Origin of the sequence: Shinella sp. G-2, from assembly GCF_050172695.1 — a bacterium.
Taxonomy (GTDB): Bacteria; Pseudomonadota; Alphaproteobacteria; order Rhizobiales; family Rhizobiaceae; genus Shinella.
Map to the genome: position 1 here is coordinate 62,865 of NZ_JBBEYH010000026.1, position 15,058 is coordinate 77,922.

18 protein-coding genes and 1 pseudogene are annotated in these 15,058 nt (G+C 65.2%); 9 read left to right on the top strand and 10 right to left on the bottom strand.

The features are described from left to right. Positions 1 to 24 precede the first annotated feature (24 nt). Positions 25 to 339: an EthD family reductase gene (locus V8U06_RS24870; protein ID WP_427142962.1), complete on the top strand. Its 315-nt coding sequence runs from the start codon at positions 25 to 27 to the stop codon at positions 337 to 339. 97 nt (positions 340 to 436) lie between these two features. Then, positions 437 to 1,294 (top strand): sigma factor, encoded by an 858-nt coding sequence (locus tag V8U06_RS24875; protein WP_427142963.1) that lies wholly within the window; start codon positions 437 to 439, stop codon positions 1,292 to 1,294. Between the two features lie 18 nt (positions 1,295 to 1,312). Here V8U06_RS24875 and V8U06_RS24880 read toward each other — a convergent pair whose 3' ends face one another. The 4 genes from V8U06_RS24880 to V8U06_RS24895 all read right to left on the bottom strand — a co-directional run bounded on the left by V8U06_RS24880 (position 1,313) and on the right by V8U06_RS24895 (position 4,473). Next, the gene (locus V8U06_RS24880; protein ID WP_427142964.1) at positions 1,313 to 2,113 is read right to left on the bottom strand and encodes a family 1 encapsulin nanocompartment shell protein; all 801 of its coding nucleotides are present in this window, start codon (positions 2,111 to 2,113) and stop codon (positions 1,313 to 1,315) included. After that, complete coding sequence (locus V8U06_RS24885) at positions 2,106 to 3,158, bottom strand: Dyp-type peroxidase (RefSeq protein ID WP_427142965.1); 1,053 nt, start codon at positions 3,156 to 3,158, stop codon at positions 2,106 to 2,108. Before V8U06_RS24885 ends, V8U06_RS24880 begins: the two co-directional genes overlap by 8 nt. A 134-nt stretch (positions 3,159 to 3,292) precedes the next feature. Further along, positions 3,293 to 3,574 (bottom strand): chaperone modulator CbpM, encoded by a 282-nt coding sequence (locus V8U06_RS24890; protein WP_427142966.1) that lies wholly within the window; start codon positions 3,572 to 3,574, stop codon positions 3,293 to 3,295. 2 nt (positions 3,575 to 3,576) lie between these two features. Next, complete coding sequence (locus V8U06_RS24895; RefSeq protein ID WP_427142967.1) at positions 3,577 to 4,473, bottom strand: DnaJ C-terminal domain-containing protein; 897 nt, start codon at positions 4,471 to 4,473, stop codon at positions 3,577 to 3,579. Between the two features lie 228 nt (positions 4,474 to 4,701). Here V8U06_RS24895 and V8U06_RS24900 point away from each other — a divergent pair, with 228 nt between their 5' ends. Both V8U06_RS24900 and V8U06_RS24905 read left to right on the top strand, forming a co-directional pair. After that, positions 4,702 to 5,469 carry an SDR family NAD(P)-dependent oxidoreductase gene (locus V8U06_RS24900; RefSeq protein WP_427142968.1) on the top strand — a complete coding sequence of 256 codons (768 nt, stop codon included), beginning with the start codon at positions 4,702 to 4,704 and terminating at the stop codon, positions 5,467 to 5,469. Between the two features lie 157 nt (positions 5,470 to 5,626). Then, entirely contained in the window at positions 5,627 to 6,163 is a 537-nt protein-coding gene (locus V8U06_RS24905; RefSeq protein WP_427142969.1) for a hypothetical protein, read from the top strand. Here V8U06_RS24905 and V8U06_RS24910 read toward each other — a convergent pair. From V8U06_RS24910 to V8U06_RS24920, 3 genes are all read right to left on the bottom strand, one after another. Further along, complete coding sequence (locus V8U06_RS24910) at positions 6,160 to 6,828, bottom strand: hypothetical protein (protein ID WP_427142970.1); 669 nt, start codon at positions 6,826 to 6,828, stop codon at positions 6,160 to 6,162. The genes V8U06_RS24905 and V8U06_RS24910 overlap by 4 nt on opposite strands. A gap of 126 nt (positions 6,829 to 6,954) precedes the next feature. After that, positions 6,955 to 7,878 carry a DMT family transporter gene (locus tag V8U06_RS24915; RefSeq protein ID WP_427142971.1) on the bottom strand — a complete coding sequence of 308 codons (924 nt, stop codon included), beginning with the start codon at positions 7,876 to 7,878 and terminating at the stop codon, positions 6,955 to 6,957. 55 nt (positions 7,879 to 7,933) lie between these two features. Next, positions 7,934 to 8,572, bottom strand: a complete 639-nt coding sequence (locus tag V8U06_RS24920) for a glutathione S-transferase family protein (protein WP_427142972.1) — start codon at positions 8,570 to 8,572, stop codon at positions 7,934 to 7,936. 177 nt (positions 8,573 to 8,749) lie between these two features. Between V8U06_RS24920 and V8U06_RS24925 the strand changes: the two genes are divergently transcribed. Continuing rightward, positions 8,750 to 9,682 (top strand): LysR family transcriptional regulator, encoded by a 933-nt coding sequence (locus V8U06_RS24925; protein WP_427142973.1) that lies wholly within the window; start codon positions 8,750 to 8,752, stop codon positions 9,680 to 9,682. A 28-nt stretch (positions 9,683 to 9,710) separates the two neighbouring features. Here V8U06_RS24925 and V8U06_RS24930 read toward each other — a convergent pair whose 3' ends face one another. Then, positions 9,711 to 10,271, bottom strand: a complete 561-nt coding sequence (locus tag V8U06_RS24930) for a helix-turn-helix domain-containing protein (protein ID WP_427142974.1) — start codon at positions 10,269 to 10,271, stop codon at positions 9,711 to 9,713. 63 nt (positions 10,272 to 10,334) lie between these two features. On the opposite strand from V8U06_RS24930, the gene V8U06_RS24935 reads away from it, so the two are divergent. From V8U06_RS24935 to V8U06_RS24945, 3 genes are all read left to right on the top strand, one after another. Next, a complete protein-coding gene (locus tag V8U06_RS24935; RefSeq protein ID WP_427142981.1) occupies positions 10,335 to 11,738 on the top strand; it encodes an L-lactate permease in 1,404 nt (467 codons plus the stop codon). Between the two features lie 127 nt (positions 11,739 to 11,865). Continuing rightward, on the top strand, positions 11,866 to 12,453 hold the full coding sequence (locus V8U06_RS24940) for a hypothetical protein (protein WP_427142975.1): 588 nt from the start codon (positions 11,866 to 11,868) through the stop codon (positions 12,451 to 12,453). A gap of 72 nt (positions 12,454 to 12,525) precedes the next feature. Continuing rightward, complete coding sequence (locus V8U06_RS24945; RefSeq protein WP_427142976.1) at positions 12,526 to 13,422, top strand: bestrophin family protein; 897 nt, start codon at positions 12,526 to 12,528, stop codon at positions 13,420 to 13,422. On the opposite strand, the gene V8U06_RS24950 is transcribed toward V8U06_RS24945, so the two are convergent. Then, the gene (locus V8U06_RS24950) at positions 13,419 to 13,907 is read right to left on the bottom strand and encodes a RidA family protein (RefSeq protein ID WP_427142977.1); all 489 of its coding nucleotides are present in this window, start codon (positions 13,905 to 13,907) and stop codon (positions 13,419 to 13,421) included. The genes V8U06_RS24945 and V8U06_RS24950 overlap by 4 nt on opposite strands. 173 nt (positions 13,908 to 14,080) lie before the next feature. On the opposite strand from V8U06_RS24950, the gene V8U06_RS24955 reads away from it, so the two are divergent. After that, the gene (locus tag V8U06_RS24955; protein WP_427142978.1) at positions 14,081 to 14,749 is read left to right on the top strand and encodes a TetR/AcrR family transcriptional regulator; all 669 of its coding nucleotides are present in this window, start codon (positions 14,081 to 14,083) and stop codon (positions 14,747 to 14,749) included. A gap of 215 nt (positions 14,750 to 14,964) precedes the next feature. On the opposite strand, the pseudogene V8U06_RS24960 reads toward V8U06_RS24955, so the two are convergent. Further along, a pseudogene (locus V8U06_RS24960) lies at positions 14,965 to 15,058 on the bottom strand (IS5/IS1182 family transposase); the annotation flags it as partial.

The window sequence follows — 15,058 nt, forward strand, 5'->3', positions numbered from 1 at the left end:
ATGCACCCCCAAAGGAGAACCACCATGGCACGCATGATCGTGACCTATCCGACGCCGCAGGACATCGAAGCCTTCGACCGGCACTATTTCGATATCCACGTGCCCCTCGCCCGAAAACTTCCGGGGCTTCGCAAATATGAGATCAATAACGGCCCCGTCGCGACGCCCACCGGTCCGGGCGCCGTCTACCGGATCGGCATCCTGCATTTCGACGACCTTGCGGCCCTTGAAGCCGCTTTCGCGAGCCCGGAAGGACAGGCCGCCGCTGCCGACCGCCGGCTTTTCGCCCCCGACGGCTCCGGATTCCGGATGTACATTTTCGACGAGCGCGCGCTCTGAACCCGCCCTCTTGCCGGGTGCGCCCGGCAAGGGCAGAGATGGGCGGCAGAACGACCGCGCGATCCCTCGAAACCAAAGAACGAAAGTACGCAACGCCATGGACAGGGACGACTTCGAGGATCGGCTGAAAGCGCTGCGCCCCCGTCTTCATCGCTACTGCGCGCGCATGACGGGATCGGCGATCCATGGTGAGGATGTCCTGCAGGATGCCCTCGTCAAGGCCTTGCACGCCCGAAGCCAGGGCACCGAAGTCGACAATCTCGAAGGCTGGCTGTTCCGCATCGCCCACAATGCGAGCCTCGATTTCCTGCGCAGCAAGGCCCGTAGCACGGTCGTGCCCCTCACCGACGACATCGAGGCGGCCCCGGTCGCCGGTCCGGATATCCTGGCGATCGGCTTCCGGACCTTCCTGCGATTGCCGGAGCTTCAGCGCTGCGCGGTGATCCTCAAGGATGTTCTGGGACACTCGGTCGAGGAGATCACCACCATCGCCGACTGTTCTTCGGCAGCGGCCAAATCGGCGCTGCAGCGCGGGCGAAGCGCCTTGCGGCTGCTTGCACAGACGCCCGAAGACATGCAGCTGCCGCTGGTGTCGGACACGGAACGGCAGAAGATCACCGCCTATGTCGAGTTGTTTCGCAGCGGCGACTTCGACGCCATCCGTGCCATGCTCGCCGATGACGTGAGGCTCGACCTGGTGAACCGGCTACGGTGGCAGGGGCGAGAAAAGACCGTTCCCTACTTCACGCGCTACGCGGAAGTGCCGACCTGGCGCTTTGCCCTCGGCGCGGTCGAGGGACAGCCGGCCATGCTGGTCTTCGACGGCACGGGCCCGATGGAACGGCCTGCGCATTTCGTGCTGGTCGAATGGTCGGGAGACCGGATTGCCGGCATTCGCGACTTCCTCTTCGCGCCCTATGTGCTCGAAGCCACGGACTGGGTGCGCCTGGAATAGATGCCCGAGATTGGGTGCCTATCCGGCCACCAGCGCTACGGCCGCCTCGCTCGTCAGGGTGCGGAAGGTGAAGCTCACCTCGACATAGAGATCGACGGTCGTGGCGGAATGGGCGAGGTAGCCGATGGAGAAATCCTCTCCGACCGTCAGTTCGAAATCGCCGCCGCGCAGCGAAAGCACGAGGCCACCCTCGATGGCCGGCGCCCAGACGATGCCACCGTCGACGATCCGCTCGATATGATGGAAGACCGGATAGCCATCGTCGCTGCCGCCGCTCGCCGCCATATAGGCATCCGCGCCGAGCACCAGCGCATAGGGGCCCTCGACGCCGGCAAGGCGAAGCTGGCCGACCGCCCTTGCCACCGCATCGGAATAGCGTTTGACGCCCGCGGGAAGCGGCACGGCCGGATTGCTTGCCGCCGCGCGGATGCCCTCGATGCCGGCAGCGGCATAACCGTCGAACACCGCGCGATCCTCGGCAAAGGCGATCTTGCGCATCGCCTCCTTGACCGGCGCCCAGTCGCTGTCGCGCGCCCCGCGCTGCACATCGTCGATGGCGCTGCGCGAAAGCTGGAAGGGCACGCGAAGCTCAACGAGCGTCTGCACCTCGCGACGGACGGATTGAACGCCTTCGGCCGGCGGCGTGATGGGCACGACATGGCCCGTGCCGACCGCCGAAAGACCGAGCCCGGACGGGCCGACCATGTCGACGACGCGCCGGGCAGCGAGATGCCGCTTCAGCGTGCGCGTCGCCTCCTCCTCGATCTCGGCCCAGGCGGCCTCGGAAATAGGCGCAAGGTCGCGGTGCAGGTTATTCATGGGAAACCCCTTTCCTGAGAGAGCCGATGCCGAGCGATCCGTCGGTGCGGCGCGAGGGCTTTGGATCCGCCGTTGCCGGCGTGGCAGCGTCGGGCGGGGCAGCACCGGGCACGACCGCGTCGAGGAAGGAAACGGAGGGAATGAAGAAGAGCGAGCCCGTGACGGCGCGGCTGAAATCGAGCAGCCGGTCGTAGTTTCCGGGCGGCAAGCCGATGAACATGTTCTCCAGCATGCGCTCGATCCGGCCGGGCGAGCGGGCATAACCGATGAAATAGGTGCCGAATTCCCCCTTGCCGACATTGCCGAAGGGCATGTTGTCGCGCAGGATTTCCAGCGGCTCGCCGTTCTCCTCGATGGAGGTGAGGACATTGTGGGCATAGCTGGGCTTCGCGGCATCGGAAAGCTCGATGTCGGAGAGCTTTTCGCGGCCGACGATCCGCTCCTGCTCGGCGACCGGCACGCGGTTCCAGGCGGCAAGGTCATGCAGATATTTCTGCACGATCACATAACTGCCGCCGGCAAAGTCCGGATCCTCGTCGCCGATGATCGTCGCGGCGATGGCCGCACCGTCGACCGGGTTTTCCGTGCCGTCGACGAACCCCATCAGGTCACGGTCGTCGAAATAGCTGAAGCCGTGCACCTCGTCTTCGGTGGCGACCAAGCCCCCCAGCCGGCCCATGAGGTGGGTGGCGAGTTCGAAGCAGAGGTCCATGCGCGCGGCGCGGATATGGAAGACCAGATCGCCGGGCGTTGCGACGGCATGGTGCGTTCCACGGATTTCGCGGAAGGGATGCAAGTCCTTGGGGCGAGGCGCTCCGAAAAAACGGTCCCAGGCCTCCGAGCCGATGCCGAAGACACAGGAAAGCCCACCCTCCAGATCGCGAAAGCCGACCGCCCGCACGAGACCGGACAGGTCTGCGCAGAGCGAGCGCACCGCGTTTTCCGCCTCAGGGCCGGGCGTGACAGTGACGACGAGAAAGATGGCTGCGCGCGTCAGCCGTGCCGCGACCGGCTGGGAAACGACGGGAGGCGGAGCAGCATTCATGCACTATCCATTCCGGCAGGACGGACCACGGCCCGACCGGCCGATGGCGCTCAACTCTTGGAGCGAAGGTAGCGAGTCTTTCTCCGCCATGCCATCGAAAACACGGGGGAAGCTTTCCCTTTCGCGATCCTGTCTCAGGCCTTGCGTTCGGCCATTTCCCGGCGGAGCTCGGCGAGCGCGCGGCGCATGCCGTGCACCTGGTCCATCAGATGCAGGATGACGTCGATGCCGGCATCGTTGGCGCCGATGCCGGATTGCAGTTCGCCGATCAGCCGGGCGCGGGCGGCGTCGATCTCCGTGAAGCGTAGACCGGCCGCCGTCGTCTCCGGCAGCAGCCATTCCTGCTCGATCCACAGTTCCAGCACCTGCACCTTGAGGCCGGAGGATTTCAGGAATTCCTCTTTGTTCATCGCCATGATCAGGCCTCCTCACGCGGGTTGAACGCCTGCCCCTTCACCCAGCCGGACACGAATGCTTCCAGTTCGGGATCGGGCGAGCTCGGTAGGACGACCTTCAACCTGACGAATTGGTCGCCGAAACCGCCGCCGCGCCGGGGCGCGCCTTTGCCCTTGAGGCGCAAGGTCGTGCCGCTGTTCGAGCCTTTCGGCACCGTCATGGTGACGGCGCCCGTGGCGGTCGGAACCCGCACGCGCCCGCCAAGCACCGCCTCGCTCAGCGAAACCGGCAGTTCGATGGCGATGTCGTCGCCCTCGCGGGTAAAGCGCGGATCGGGCAGGACCTCCACCTCGATCAGCGCATCGCCCGCCCCGCCGCCGCCCGGCGCGCCTTTCCCCTTCAGCCGCAGCGTCTGGCCGCTGACGAGCCCCGGCGGAATGGTGACGTCGAGCGCACCGCCATCCGGCAGGGTGATGCGCCTGCTGGCGCCGGCGATGGAGTCGGCGAAGGTGATCTCCAGCCGGTAATGCAGGTCCCGGCCGCGCCGGTTGGCCTCGGCCCGCTGGCTGCGCCGCAGGAGATCGGCGAAGATGTCCTCGCCGTCCATGAAGTCGGAAAAGCCCGACGCATTCGCGTAAGGGTGCTCCCGTTCCGCACCCGCATAGTCGCGGTAATAGCTCTGGCGCGGCGGACGTTCCGCACCGGAGGCGTCGATCTCGCCGGCGTCGAAACGCTTGCGCTTGTCGGCATCGCCGAGCAGGTCATGGGCCGCGGCGACTTCCTTGAACTTGTCTTCCGCCGAGGTGTCGCCCGGATTGAGATCCGGGTGCAGCTTCTTGGCGAGCTTGCGATAGGCTTTCTGTATCTCGGCCGCCGATGCGGTGGGCGGCACGCCGAGAACCTCATAGGGATTTTTCACGACGGGCTCCGGAATGGTTGAACGTTGCCTCTAATATTGGGTCGCGATGCGCCGGCGACAACGCATGGCGAGGCCTTGCCTGCGGTCTTTTCTGCGGCCGACGGCGACGTGCAGTTTCAACTGGTGTCTTGACCTTCCGGCGTCAGATGTAGTCCGTTGCCGATATTCCCACCCTGCCTTCACGCCCTGGCGGCCCCGAAGGCCCGCAACATGACAGGAGAGGCGACCATGGCAGGCAGACTTGACGGAAAACGCGCGATCATTTCAGGCGGTGCGACGGGCATGGGCGGCGCCGCCTCGCGGCTCTTTGCCGCCGAGGGCGCGCGCGTCGCGATCCTCGACTACAACGCCGATGCCGCGGAACAGACGGCCAGCGACATTCGCGCGAAGGGAGGCGATGCCAGGGCTTTCGTCGCCGACGTCTCCGACGAGACCGCCGTGATCGATGCCGTCAAGGCCATCGAAGCGCATTACGGCGCAGCCAATGTGCTGTTCAACCATGCCGGATCGATCATCGTCAAACCGTTCCTGGAAACCACGCTCGACGAATGGGAGCGCCTGACGGCCATCAACGTCCGCTCGATGTTCCTGGTAACGCGCGCCGTGCTGCCGGGCATGATCGCGTCGGGCGGCGGTTCGATCGTGTGCACGTCGTCGATCTCGGCGGTGGCCGCGACGCCCATGGAAGTGCTCTACGGCACGACCAAAGGAGCGGTTCACATGTTCTCCCGCGCCATCGCCATCGAATTCCGCGACCGCAACATCCGCTGCAACGCCGTGTGCCCCGGCTTCGTGCGGACCCCGCACGGCAACCGCGAAATCGAGGCGCTGAACCGCTATGGCGTCGATGTCTCGGATGCCGCTCTGGCAGCGCAGCAGGGACGCATCGGCGAACCCGAGGACATCGCTCGCGCAGCGCTCTATCTTGCCAGCGACGAGTCGGAATTCGTGAACGGGGCGCATCTGTTCGTCGACAATGGCTTTACGGCGATATGAGCGCCTGACGGAATACGGACAATTTGAATAAAATCCGTTCCTTGCGCTTTACGAAGCGGAAGCCACGAAGCCGTGCGCAATCGCCGGTAGGTTGGATCGCCCGGACGAGGGGCTACCTTGGCGCCGCTCCATGATGGAGCCGATTCGAGGAATGCCCATGCCCACGCAACGTCCCCATTCTCTGCGGAGAGGATATGCTCCCGCAGACCGTCTGGCTCGCGCCATCAGTAGTATCGACCAGCGTCTTGAACATTTACGGCTCACCAATCAGCCGCTGCCGCTCAACACCTATCGCGCGCGGCGCATCCTTCAGGAAGCCCATGCCCGCTGTCGCGAGCAGGGCGATCCTCCTGCCTCCCCATCCCTTCGCGAACAGACTGCGCGAACCGGTGTGCTGCCCAAGCCGCATCGACCGCGCAGGGACCCGGTCGAGCGATACGAGGCGCTCCCGGGTCCTCTGCCTGCACCATCCGCAGGGCAAGATTTCCGGGGTTGCCTCGAATGGAGCCCGGAGCCAGATTTGCGTTTCCGCAAATGCGATTGCGGCACGCATGCCTATGAAGGGAAGACCATGGCTTACGACTGGACCGGAGAAACGACACGCAAACGCAACCGCGTGAAACTGGCAACCGCCGTTTTTCTCAGCCTCGCCATCGTTCTCGGCATTCCCGCCGTCGTCACGCCCTTGCTTTAGAGGCTGCGCCGGCCAAGCGCCGCCGCCATGGCAGCGGCGGCAAGGCTCACCAGATAGGCAGCGAGGAAGGCGATCCCCGTAAACTTCAGGGTCTCTTCGATCAGCACCGCGCCCGATAGGGCGAGGTCCGCCATATCGACCAGCGCCGACGTGCCGAGACAGAGGAGAGCAGCGGCGAAGTAGATCCAGTTCGTGTTGCGAAAGACCGGATAGGCCGCGGCGGCAACCGCCATGAGAAACAGGGCATAGACCGCCATGACGAGCTTTTCGGGAATGCCGATCCGGTAGCTCTGTTCGTGGAGCATGAAAAGGTCGTCGAGGCCGGCGATCATGCAGAACAGGCCGCCGAGGAAAAGCAGGAGCCTGCGCCGATCCGGCGCGCCGGCATGGCGCAGGCATCCCGCGGCGAAAAGGGTCGTCGCCCCTGCCACGAGCCAGAGAACCGATCCCATGCCGGAATAGAAGCCGAAATAGGCGGGTTGGCCGGCAATCGCATTGGGGTCCCGTACGATATTCCAGTAATCGATGCCGTAGACCCGATCGAGCAGCACGATCAGCAGGATCAAACCGGCGTTCCCCGCGACGACAAGAAGAAAGCTCTTCCAGGGCTGCGCGGCTTGGGCCGCGCCTTTGACCGGAACCTCCGGCGTCAGCGTCCTGTCCATGATATCCGTCCTTTCTCCCGCCTCCACGATCCCTGCCCTGGCGCGATAGTGCGCTCTGCGCCGGGGCAGGATTTTGGCCGGCTAAGTAACGTTGCGTGGCGAGTTGTCTCAATTCGGGATCGCCCCCTAGACGAGCTTGATGAGCGCGACACCGGCAAGGAGCAGCAGGACGCCGGCAAGGCGCAGGCCCGATACCGGTCTCTGCGGCAGGCGGAACCAGCCGTAGCGGTCGACGAAGACGCTTGCCACCTGCTGACCCGCGACCGTGAAGCCGACCGCCGCGGCCGCACCGATCACCGGGATGGCGGTGAAGACCGTGGTGACATAGGTCGCGCCGGCAAAGCCGCCGAGCCAGCCCCACCAGGGCATGGTGCGCACGCCGCCGAGATGCGGCCCGGGCGCCTTCTGCAAGGCAAGCGCCACCAGCATCACCGCCGCCATGGCAAGCGTGGCGACGAAGAACGAGATCGCTCCCACCGCAAAGGATGCACCGCCGAGATCCTGACGCAGCAGCGCATTGACGGCCCCCTGCACCGGAAGAGCGGCGCCGGCCACCAGCGCAAGAGCGATCCAGCCAAGCTTGCCCGCCTTGAGATTGTCCCTGCCGCCCTGGCCGAACACGATGAGGCCGACACCGGCGAGCACGGTCAGCGTGCCGATCGCCGCGCCGGCCCGAAGGCCGGTCTGCAGGACGCCGAGCAAGCCGAAGCTGTCGAGCGCGAGCGAGGCGAGCATCTGCCCCGCAATGAACAGTCCGACGGAGACCACGGCGCCAAGGCGAGGGAAAAGCACGATGGTCGAGACGACATAGACGGCGGAGGCCGTGCCTCCGGCAAGATGCCACCACTCGGCCTGCGGGACGGCGCCGAGAACCGCAAGGGTGCCGGTCAGCAGTGTGACGAGAAACAGCAGGCCGGTGCCGATACCGAGCTGAAGCGTGGTCGCGGCGAAGGGCGATCCGACCGCCTTTGAAAGTTGCGCATTGGCGCCGGCCTGCACGGCAAGCAGGCCGCCTGCGAGAAGAGACAAGGGGACGAACAGGCTTTCCATGACAGGAGCCTCCTTTCCGGGAAATGATGTGAAGAGAGAGAGTGTGTGGTCGAGATCAGGCGCTTTCGCGCAGCGGCAGCCGCGGCACGGCAAGCCCGCGCAGGACCGCCGGACGGGCTGCGACCGCCATGTACCAGCGGGCAAGAGCGGGCGTCGCGTCCAGGGCGAGGCCAAGTTTGGTGAGACCGGCGTGGATCCACGGCCAGGTCATGACATCGGCAATGCCATAGGCGTCCCCGGCGATATGGGCATGAAGCGCCAGTTGACCGTCGAGCACCCGGTAGATGCGGCTGGCTTCCGTCTCGAAGCGGCCGATGACATAGGGGATCTTCTCCGGTGCGAAGATCTTGTAGTTCCAGAGCTGGCCCAATGTCGGCCCGACATGGGCTGCCTGAAACAGCGTCCAGCTCAGCGCCTGGATACGCTCGGCCTCGCTGCCCGGCATCAGGATACCGGACCGCTCGGCGAGGTAGTGCAGGATGGCACCCGACTCGACGACGGTACGGTCCCGGTCGGGATCGACGATGACCGGGATCTTGTTGTTGGGATTGAGGGCGAGGAAATCCGGCGTCCTCTGCTCGCCGGTCTCGATGTCGACGATATGGACATCGTAGGCCAGCCCGGTTTCCTCCAGCATGATCGAGGCCTTGTGGCCGTTCGGGGTCTGGTAGGTGTAAAGTTGAATGGGGGTCATTTGCTATCTCCACCGACCGGCCCGCCCGGTCGTGCCCCTTAGGTAGACTGTGCCCGTTCGCAGCGCGATCTGTTGTATCGCCGCCCATTCCTGCATTTTTGCACATCAACTGACGTCGAGGAGAATGCTGCAAATTTGCTCGCCCGATACGAAACCTTGCGATAGGCTCGTGCAATCATGCACAGCAACTACCGTATCGACTGGGAAGACCTTCGCTTCGTTCTTGCGGTGGCGGAGGCGAACTCCCTCGCCGCCGCCGCTCGCACGCTCGGCGTCAATCACACCACGGTGCTGCGGCGCGTCGGGGCCTTCGAACAGAAACTGGGGGTTCGTCTCTTCGACCGCCTGCCCTCGGGCTACACGCTCACGGCCGGCGGCGAGGAACTGCTGGCCGTTGCCAGGCAGATGGCGGAAACGGTCAACGACCTGGAACGCCGCCTGACGGGACAGGACTTGCGGCTCGAAGGCAACCTGCGCATCACCACCACCGATACGCTGATGGTTTCCATCCTGCCACCCATTCTTGCAGCCTTCCGACAGCGTCATCCGGGCGTCCAGCTCGAGGTGACCACGTCGAACGCCTTCGCAAACCTCGCCCATCGCGACGCGGACGTCGCGATCCGTCCGGCTGCCGATCCGCCCGAAACACTGGTGGGCCGCCGCATATCGGACATTGTCTTCGCGGTTTACGCGGCTCCCTCCTATCTTGGGGAACGCGGCCTCGATGCCGCCGGCGCGATCCGGTTCGCCGACGAGCGGTGGATCGGGCTTGGCGACGCGCTCGCCCCCTCCAGCGTCGCGCGGTGGATGCGCACGGCGTTGCCGCCCGCGGCGGCGGCGCTGCGCTGCGATTCGCTCGTCGCCGCACGCGAGGCGGCAACGGCCGGCATCGGCCTTGTCGCGCTGCCCTGCTATCTCGGCGACGCGACGCCGGGCCTCGTTCGCATCGGCGCTCCCGTCGCCGCCATGACGGCAGCGCTCTGGCTCCTCACCCACGAGGATCTGCGCCGAACCGCCCGCGTCAGCGCCTTCACCGAATTTGCCGGCCAGGCGCTCGCGAAGCTTCGCCCGGTGCTGGAGGGCAGTTCATCTCCGGAACGCGCCGGATAGACGGCTGCCGACGCGAACGACAGCTGTTTTACGGGCCGAGGATCGTCAGGATAAGGCGCACCGGTTCGTCTCCCACATTTGAAAACCAATGTTCGGAATCGACGCGCAGGACGACGGTATCGCCGGCCTCCAGCGTCACGGTTTCCTGGGTCGCATGGACCTCCAGGCGGCCCGAGAGGATGTGAAAGATCTCCCGGGTTCCCGGCTTGTGCGCGGCGAACCGGCTGGATGTCGCGCCCGGTGGAACGGTGTAGGCCAGAAGCTCGATGTCGGGGCTCGGCCGCGCCAAAGCGAGCCGCTCGATGCCCGTCGCCTCGTCATAGAAGCGAAGGTTCTCGCCCGCGCGGACGATCTGCGCATTCTCGCGCTCGACCAGCTCTCCCAGCTCGCAGCCCAAACCCCGCGCGATGGCCATGGCATTGCGCAGGCTCGGGCTGAGAAGACCGCGCTCGACGCGCGACAGGGCCGCGGCCGAGACGCCGCTGGTTTCGGCCAATTGATCGAGCGTCACGCCCAGTTGCGTGCGACGCGTGCGCACCGCCTGGCCGAACCGGACGTCCGGCTCCTGTGCTTCCGTTTCCAAACTCATTCCCATTCTTGACTTTTGCATATACGCAAAATAATTTGCATATATGCAATAACGGTGTTTCCCATGACTACTATCCTAAGCGCACTGCCGGTTCTGTCCACCATCCTCGCCCTTATCCTGGGCGCCCGCTCCCTGCACGCCGCCTTTCTCGGCGTCGGCTCGGCCCTCCTCGCGATCCTCATGGCCTTTCCCATCCCGGCGGCGGACGTTGCGCCTGCCGCCCTGCGGTGGATTCCCATCCTCGTGGAGGTTCTTCTCATTGTCGGCGGCGGGCTGCTGCTATCCGAGGTATTGCGTGAAGCCGGCGGTCAGGCAGCACTGGCAAAATGGATCCGCGGGCGTGCGGGCCAAGGGGTCGGCGCCGTCCTGCTGGTCGTGCACGGCATCACGCCCTTCGCGGAGTCGCTGACGGGCTTCGGCATCGGCGTGACCATCGGGATTCCGCTCCTTGCCTATTTCGGCCTGCCCGCGCGCAAGGTCGCGGTCATCGGCCTGCTCGGGCTGTGCGCCGTGCCATGGGGGTCCATGGGCCCGGGAACGCTGATCGCGGCGACCATGGCAGACGTGCCGTTCCTGCCGCTGGGCGTCCTGTCCGGTGTCGTCAGCCTCATCCCCTTCATCGTGACCGGCGTCGTCGCCGCGTGGCTTGCGAGCCCCGCGGAGAACCGTGCCGCGGCCGTCCTGCAGGGCGTTTTGTCCGGCATCGCCCTGACGATCTCGGTGACCGCCGTCAATAGCGTCTTCGGGACGCCACCTGCCGGCGCGCTCGGCGCGCTGGTTGTGATCGCGCTCCACCTCCTGCTCGGACGCCGACAGCATGGCGTGTCCCCCCTGGAGAATGCCGGCCGGAGAGCGCTTGCCGCCTATGGTGTGCTGCTCGGCGGGGTGCTGGTAGCAGGCGCTGCTCTGCGGGTTTCCGGACTGTCCGAAGGTTGGCGCTACCTGGCCTCGCCGGCACTCTGGCTGTTCGTCGCGACGGTATGGTTCACTCGCGGCCGTCCCGAGGGCATGTCGCTGCGCCGGGCATTTGCATCCTGGCAGCAGGTCGCGCCCGTCACCGGTCTCTTCATCGTGCTGGGCGTTCTCATGGCAGTTTCGGGCATGGCGGCGTTTCTGGCGCAGGCCTTGGCCGGCGCCGGGCCGGCCTATCTGGCCGCCGCACCGTTCGTCGGCGCGATGGGAGGATTCGTAACCGGCTCCAACAGCGGCGCGAACGCGATGTTCGCCGCGACCCAGGCGGAAATTGCCCGGTCGCTCGGCGTGGACGTCCTGTGGTTCATGGCGGTCCACAATGTCGCCGCGGCCTTCCTTCTCATGGCCTCGCCCGGCAAGATCGAGATGGCGATGCAGCTTTCACCCGCGGAAGCCGCGGAGCACCGCCGATGGATCCAGACGGCCATCCTCGCCACGGCCTTTGCCGTCGTCGCCCTGCTGGCCATCCTGAATACGGTCCTGGGGCTTCTGTGACGCACGAGACCGTGGAACCGGTGCATTTTCCGCGTGCCGGAAGCCGCACCGGTCGCTAGGCTCACGCCGGTCAGGGAATCATTTGCGAGGTCAATCGATCGTGCCCGTCTCTTCTTTGCGAACGCTTATGCTCACCGCCCTTACGCAGGCCCTGCTGTTTTCCGCCTGCGGCACCGTGCAGGCGGCCGGCGGCAGCCTCGATGAAACCGACCAGTTCGCCCTTTCACAGATCGCCAGCGCCTGCGGCGAGAACGCGACCCAGAGCGAGGACGAGTTCACGACCTTCTTCCAGGGCTTTCTTCTGTCCGAAGCGGCGCGCCGGCAGCACAGCACCCCGGAAATCCATAGGACGGTCTATAGCAGCGGCACGATGCTGTCCGACACGGTCGTCAGCCCGGAAACCTATAGCGGCTTCCCCGTACAGATGATCGACTATGCCTATAAACCCGTCGAACCCGCGAAGGCCGGCGACGAGGACGAATATCTCGACCTCCAGTTCAACCAGAGCCAGACCGGCGACTTCTCGGTCGAGTGGGCGCGCATTCACTATGACGGCCAGTCCGACGGGGGAGAGGACCAGGGCAATCCGATCGACGCCAACGGCAACCCCATTCCGGAGGGCGCACACCCGGACCCCGAGGGCCAGCTGCTCTTCCAGTCCACGGGAAGCTGCTGGAAATTCAGCGCCGACATCCGGTTCAAGACGAGCAACTAGTTCCCGATAGGCCGGAGGCCGTTTCGACGGCCTCCGGCCCGACCAAGGCATCATTCGCCCGGATCGCCCGCAATGATCATTCGCCCCCGTCCCAGCCTCCTGATGCTGTTCTTCGTCCTCAAGGGGTCGATCATCCTGCGCACATGGCCGCAGCTTGCCGCGGTCGGGGTGCTCTCTGCCGCCGTCGTCGCCGCGCATCGCTATGCGCCGGAGCTGGTGCCCGGCGTCAATCCCGCGCCTTTCACGCTGATCGGCATCGCCCTCTCCATCTTTCTGAGCTTTCGCAACAGCGCCTGCTACGAACGCTGGTGGGAGGCACGCAAGCTCTGGGGCCAGATCATCCAGACTGCACGGGACATCGCCCGGCAGACGGTCGTTCTCGACGACGGAACCGACACCCCCTCGCCGGAGCGGCGCGATATCCTGACCACCGTGATCGCCTTCGGCCATGCCGCCGTCCGGCAATTGCGCCGGCAGACGGACAGCCAGGCGGCGGGTGAGCCGGCCTCCCCCGCCAACCCGGCCGACAGGATCCTCCACGATGCGGCCGCCCTTGTCGGCCGCCTGCTGCGCCAAAATCGCCTCCTACCCGTCGAGGCCCTCGCCCTCAACGAGAGCCTGACACGCCTGACGCAGGCGCTCGTCGGTTGCGAACGCCTTGCCAATACGCCGCTCCCCTTCGCCTATACGCTGCTGCTGCACCGCACGGCCTATCTGTTCTGCTTCATCCTGCCCTTCGGCTTTGCCGATACGCTGGGCTGGACAACGCCGCTCGCGGTCATGCTCGTCGCCTACACCTTCTTCGGCCTCGATGCCCTCGGCGAGGAACTCGAAGAGCCGTTCGGCCTGATGCCCAACGACCTGCCGCTCTCGGCCTATGCCACGACGATCGAGATCCACCTGCGATCGGCGCTCGGCGAGACGGATCTCCCGCCGATGCCGGTTCCGGTCGACTATGTGCTGACCTAATCCAGGACGACGATGGCTTCGACCTCGAAGAGCATGGGGTCGATGGCGAGCTTGGGAACGGGAACCAGGGTCTGGGCCGGCAGCCTGTCGCCGAACATCTCCTTGACGCTGCTGGTCAGCACACCAAGCTTGGACATGTCGTGATCGACCACGAAGACCGTAAGCTTGGCGACCTGATCGGGCCTGGCGCCGAGCCCGTCAAGGGCGGTGCGCAGGTTCGCATAGGCCTGCTTCACCTGCACGGCGAAGTCGGGCGACAAGGCGCCGGTGCCATCCTGGCCACCCTGCCCGGAAATATAGGCCGTCCGGGCACCGGCAGGCACGATCACCGCCGTGCTGTAGCCGTTGGGCGTCGGATCGTAGAGGCCTTGCGGATTGACGATGGTCAGTCCGGCGGCCGGTTCGCTCGCTGCCGTGGGTCGGGAAAAGCCCGTGGTCATGATGATGAGTCCTCCGATCATGAGATGCCTGATTGCGCGTGACATGGTGTCCTCTCGATGTCGCCGGCCGTCGTGAATCCGGGCCTGCATGTCCGCTTCACATTGACTCGTACGATGTACGATTCCATTGCATCGTACATCGTACGAGTCAATCGCCCGGCATCGACATTCACAGCCTGTCGGCTTAAATCCGGCATGGAAACCAGCGGGAAGAACAGATGGCAGCCAAACGGAGCAAAGGGTCACAGCCGGCGGAACCGCCCCGATCCGCGCACGAACCGGCCCTGACGCGGGAACGTATCGTCACGACTGCAATCGAACTGCTGGACGCCCATGGCGTTGGCGGATTGACGATGCGCCGGCTGGCCGACCAACTCGGCGCCGGCGCCATGAGCCTCTATTGGCATGTCGGCAACAAGGAAGAAGTCTTCGATCTCGCTCTCGACACGGTGCTCGCCTATGGCGGCCCTGCGCAAGCGGCCGGACTTTCGGACTGGCGCGGAAATGTCGTTCATATGCTCGAAGACTGGCGCGCCACCATGCTGCGCCACCCCTGGTCGGCGGCACTGCTGCCGCGCCGTGCCTTAGGTCCCAACATTCTCGGCCGCCTTGAACGGTTGAGCCAGATCCTGTCGGCATCCGGTGTGCCCGATGCGGAGCTGAATGTCGCGATATGGTCGCTCTGGAACTATGTGATCGGTGCGACCGCCACCCGGGCAAGCTTCGCCCTTTCGCAGGAGGATCAGGCGGCCGCCCAGCAGCGCCTTGCCCAGCTCAGCGAGCACTATCCGACAATCGAACGCTCCCGGCTGCTGCTCGACAGCGACTGGGACGGCACCTTCCGCAAGGGCCTCGACGTTCTGCTGGATGGTCTTGCCCGCCGGTAAGCACGGGCGGGCTGCACCGGCTGGCGGCCTGGAGCATTTCCGGTGAAATCCGGCTCGCCGGAAATGCTCTCGCTTTTTGTTTTTACCGCAATATCCGACGCCGAAGCGATCCCGCTTCGGCTGGAAATGCTCTAAATTCTTTTGTTTTCGTTTGTCTTTTAGGGAAAACCGGTTCCCACTTTTCCCTGACAAACTCTAGGCTCAGGACTCATTGATTAGGTCCAGAAGATGATGGTGGCTGCGATGCAGATTGCCGAGAAGAAGGTATGCGCGCAACGGTCGTAGCGGGTTGCGATGCGCCGCCAGTCC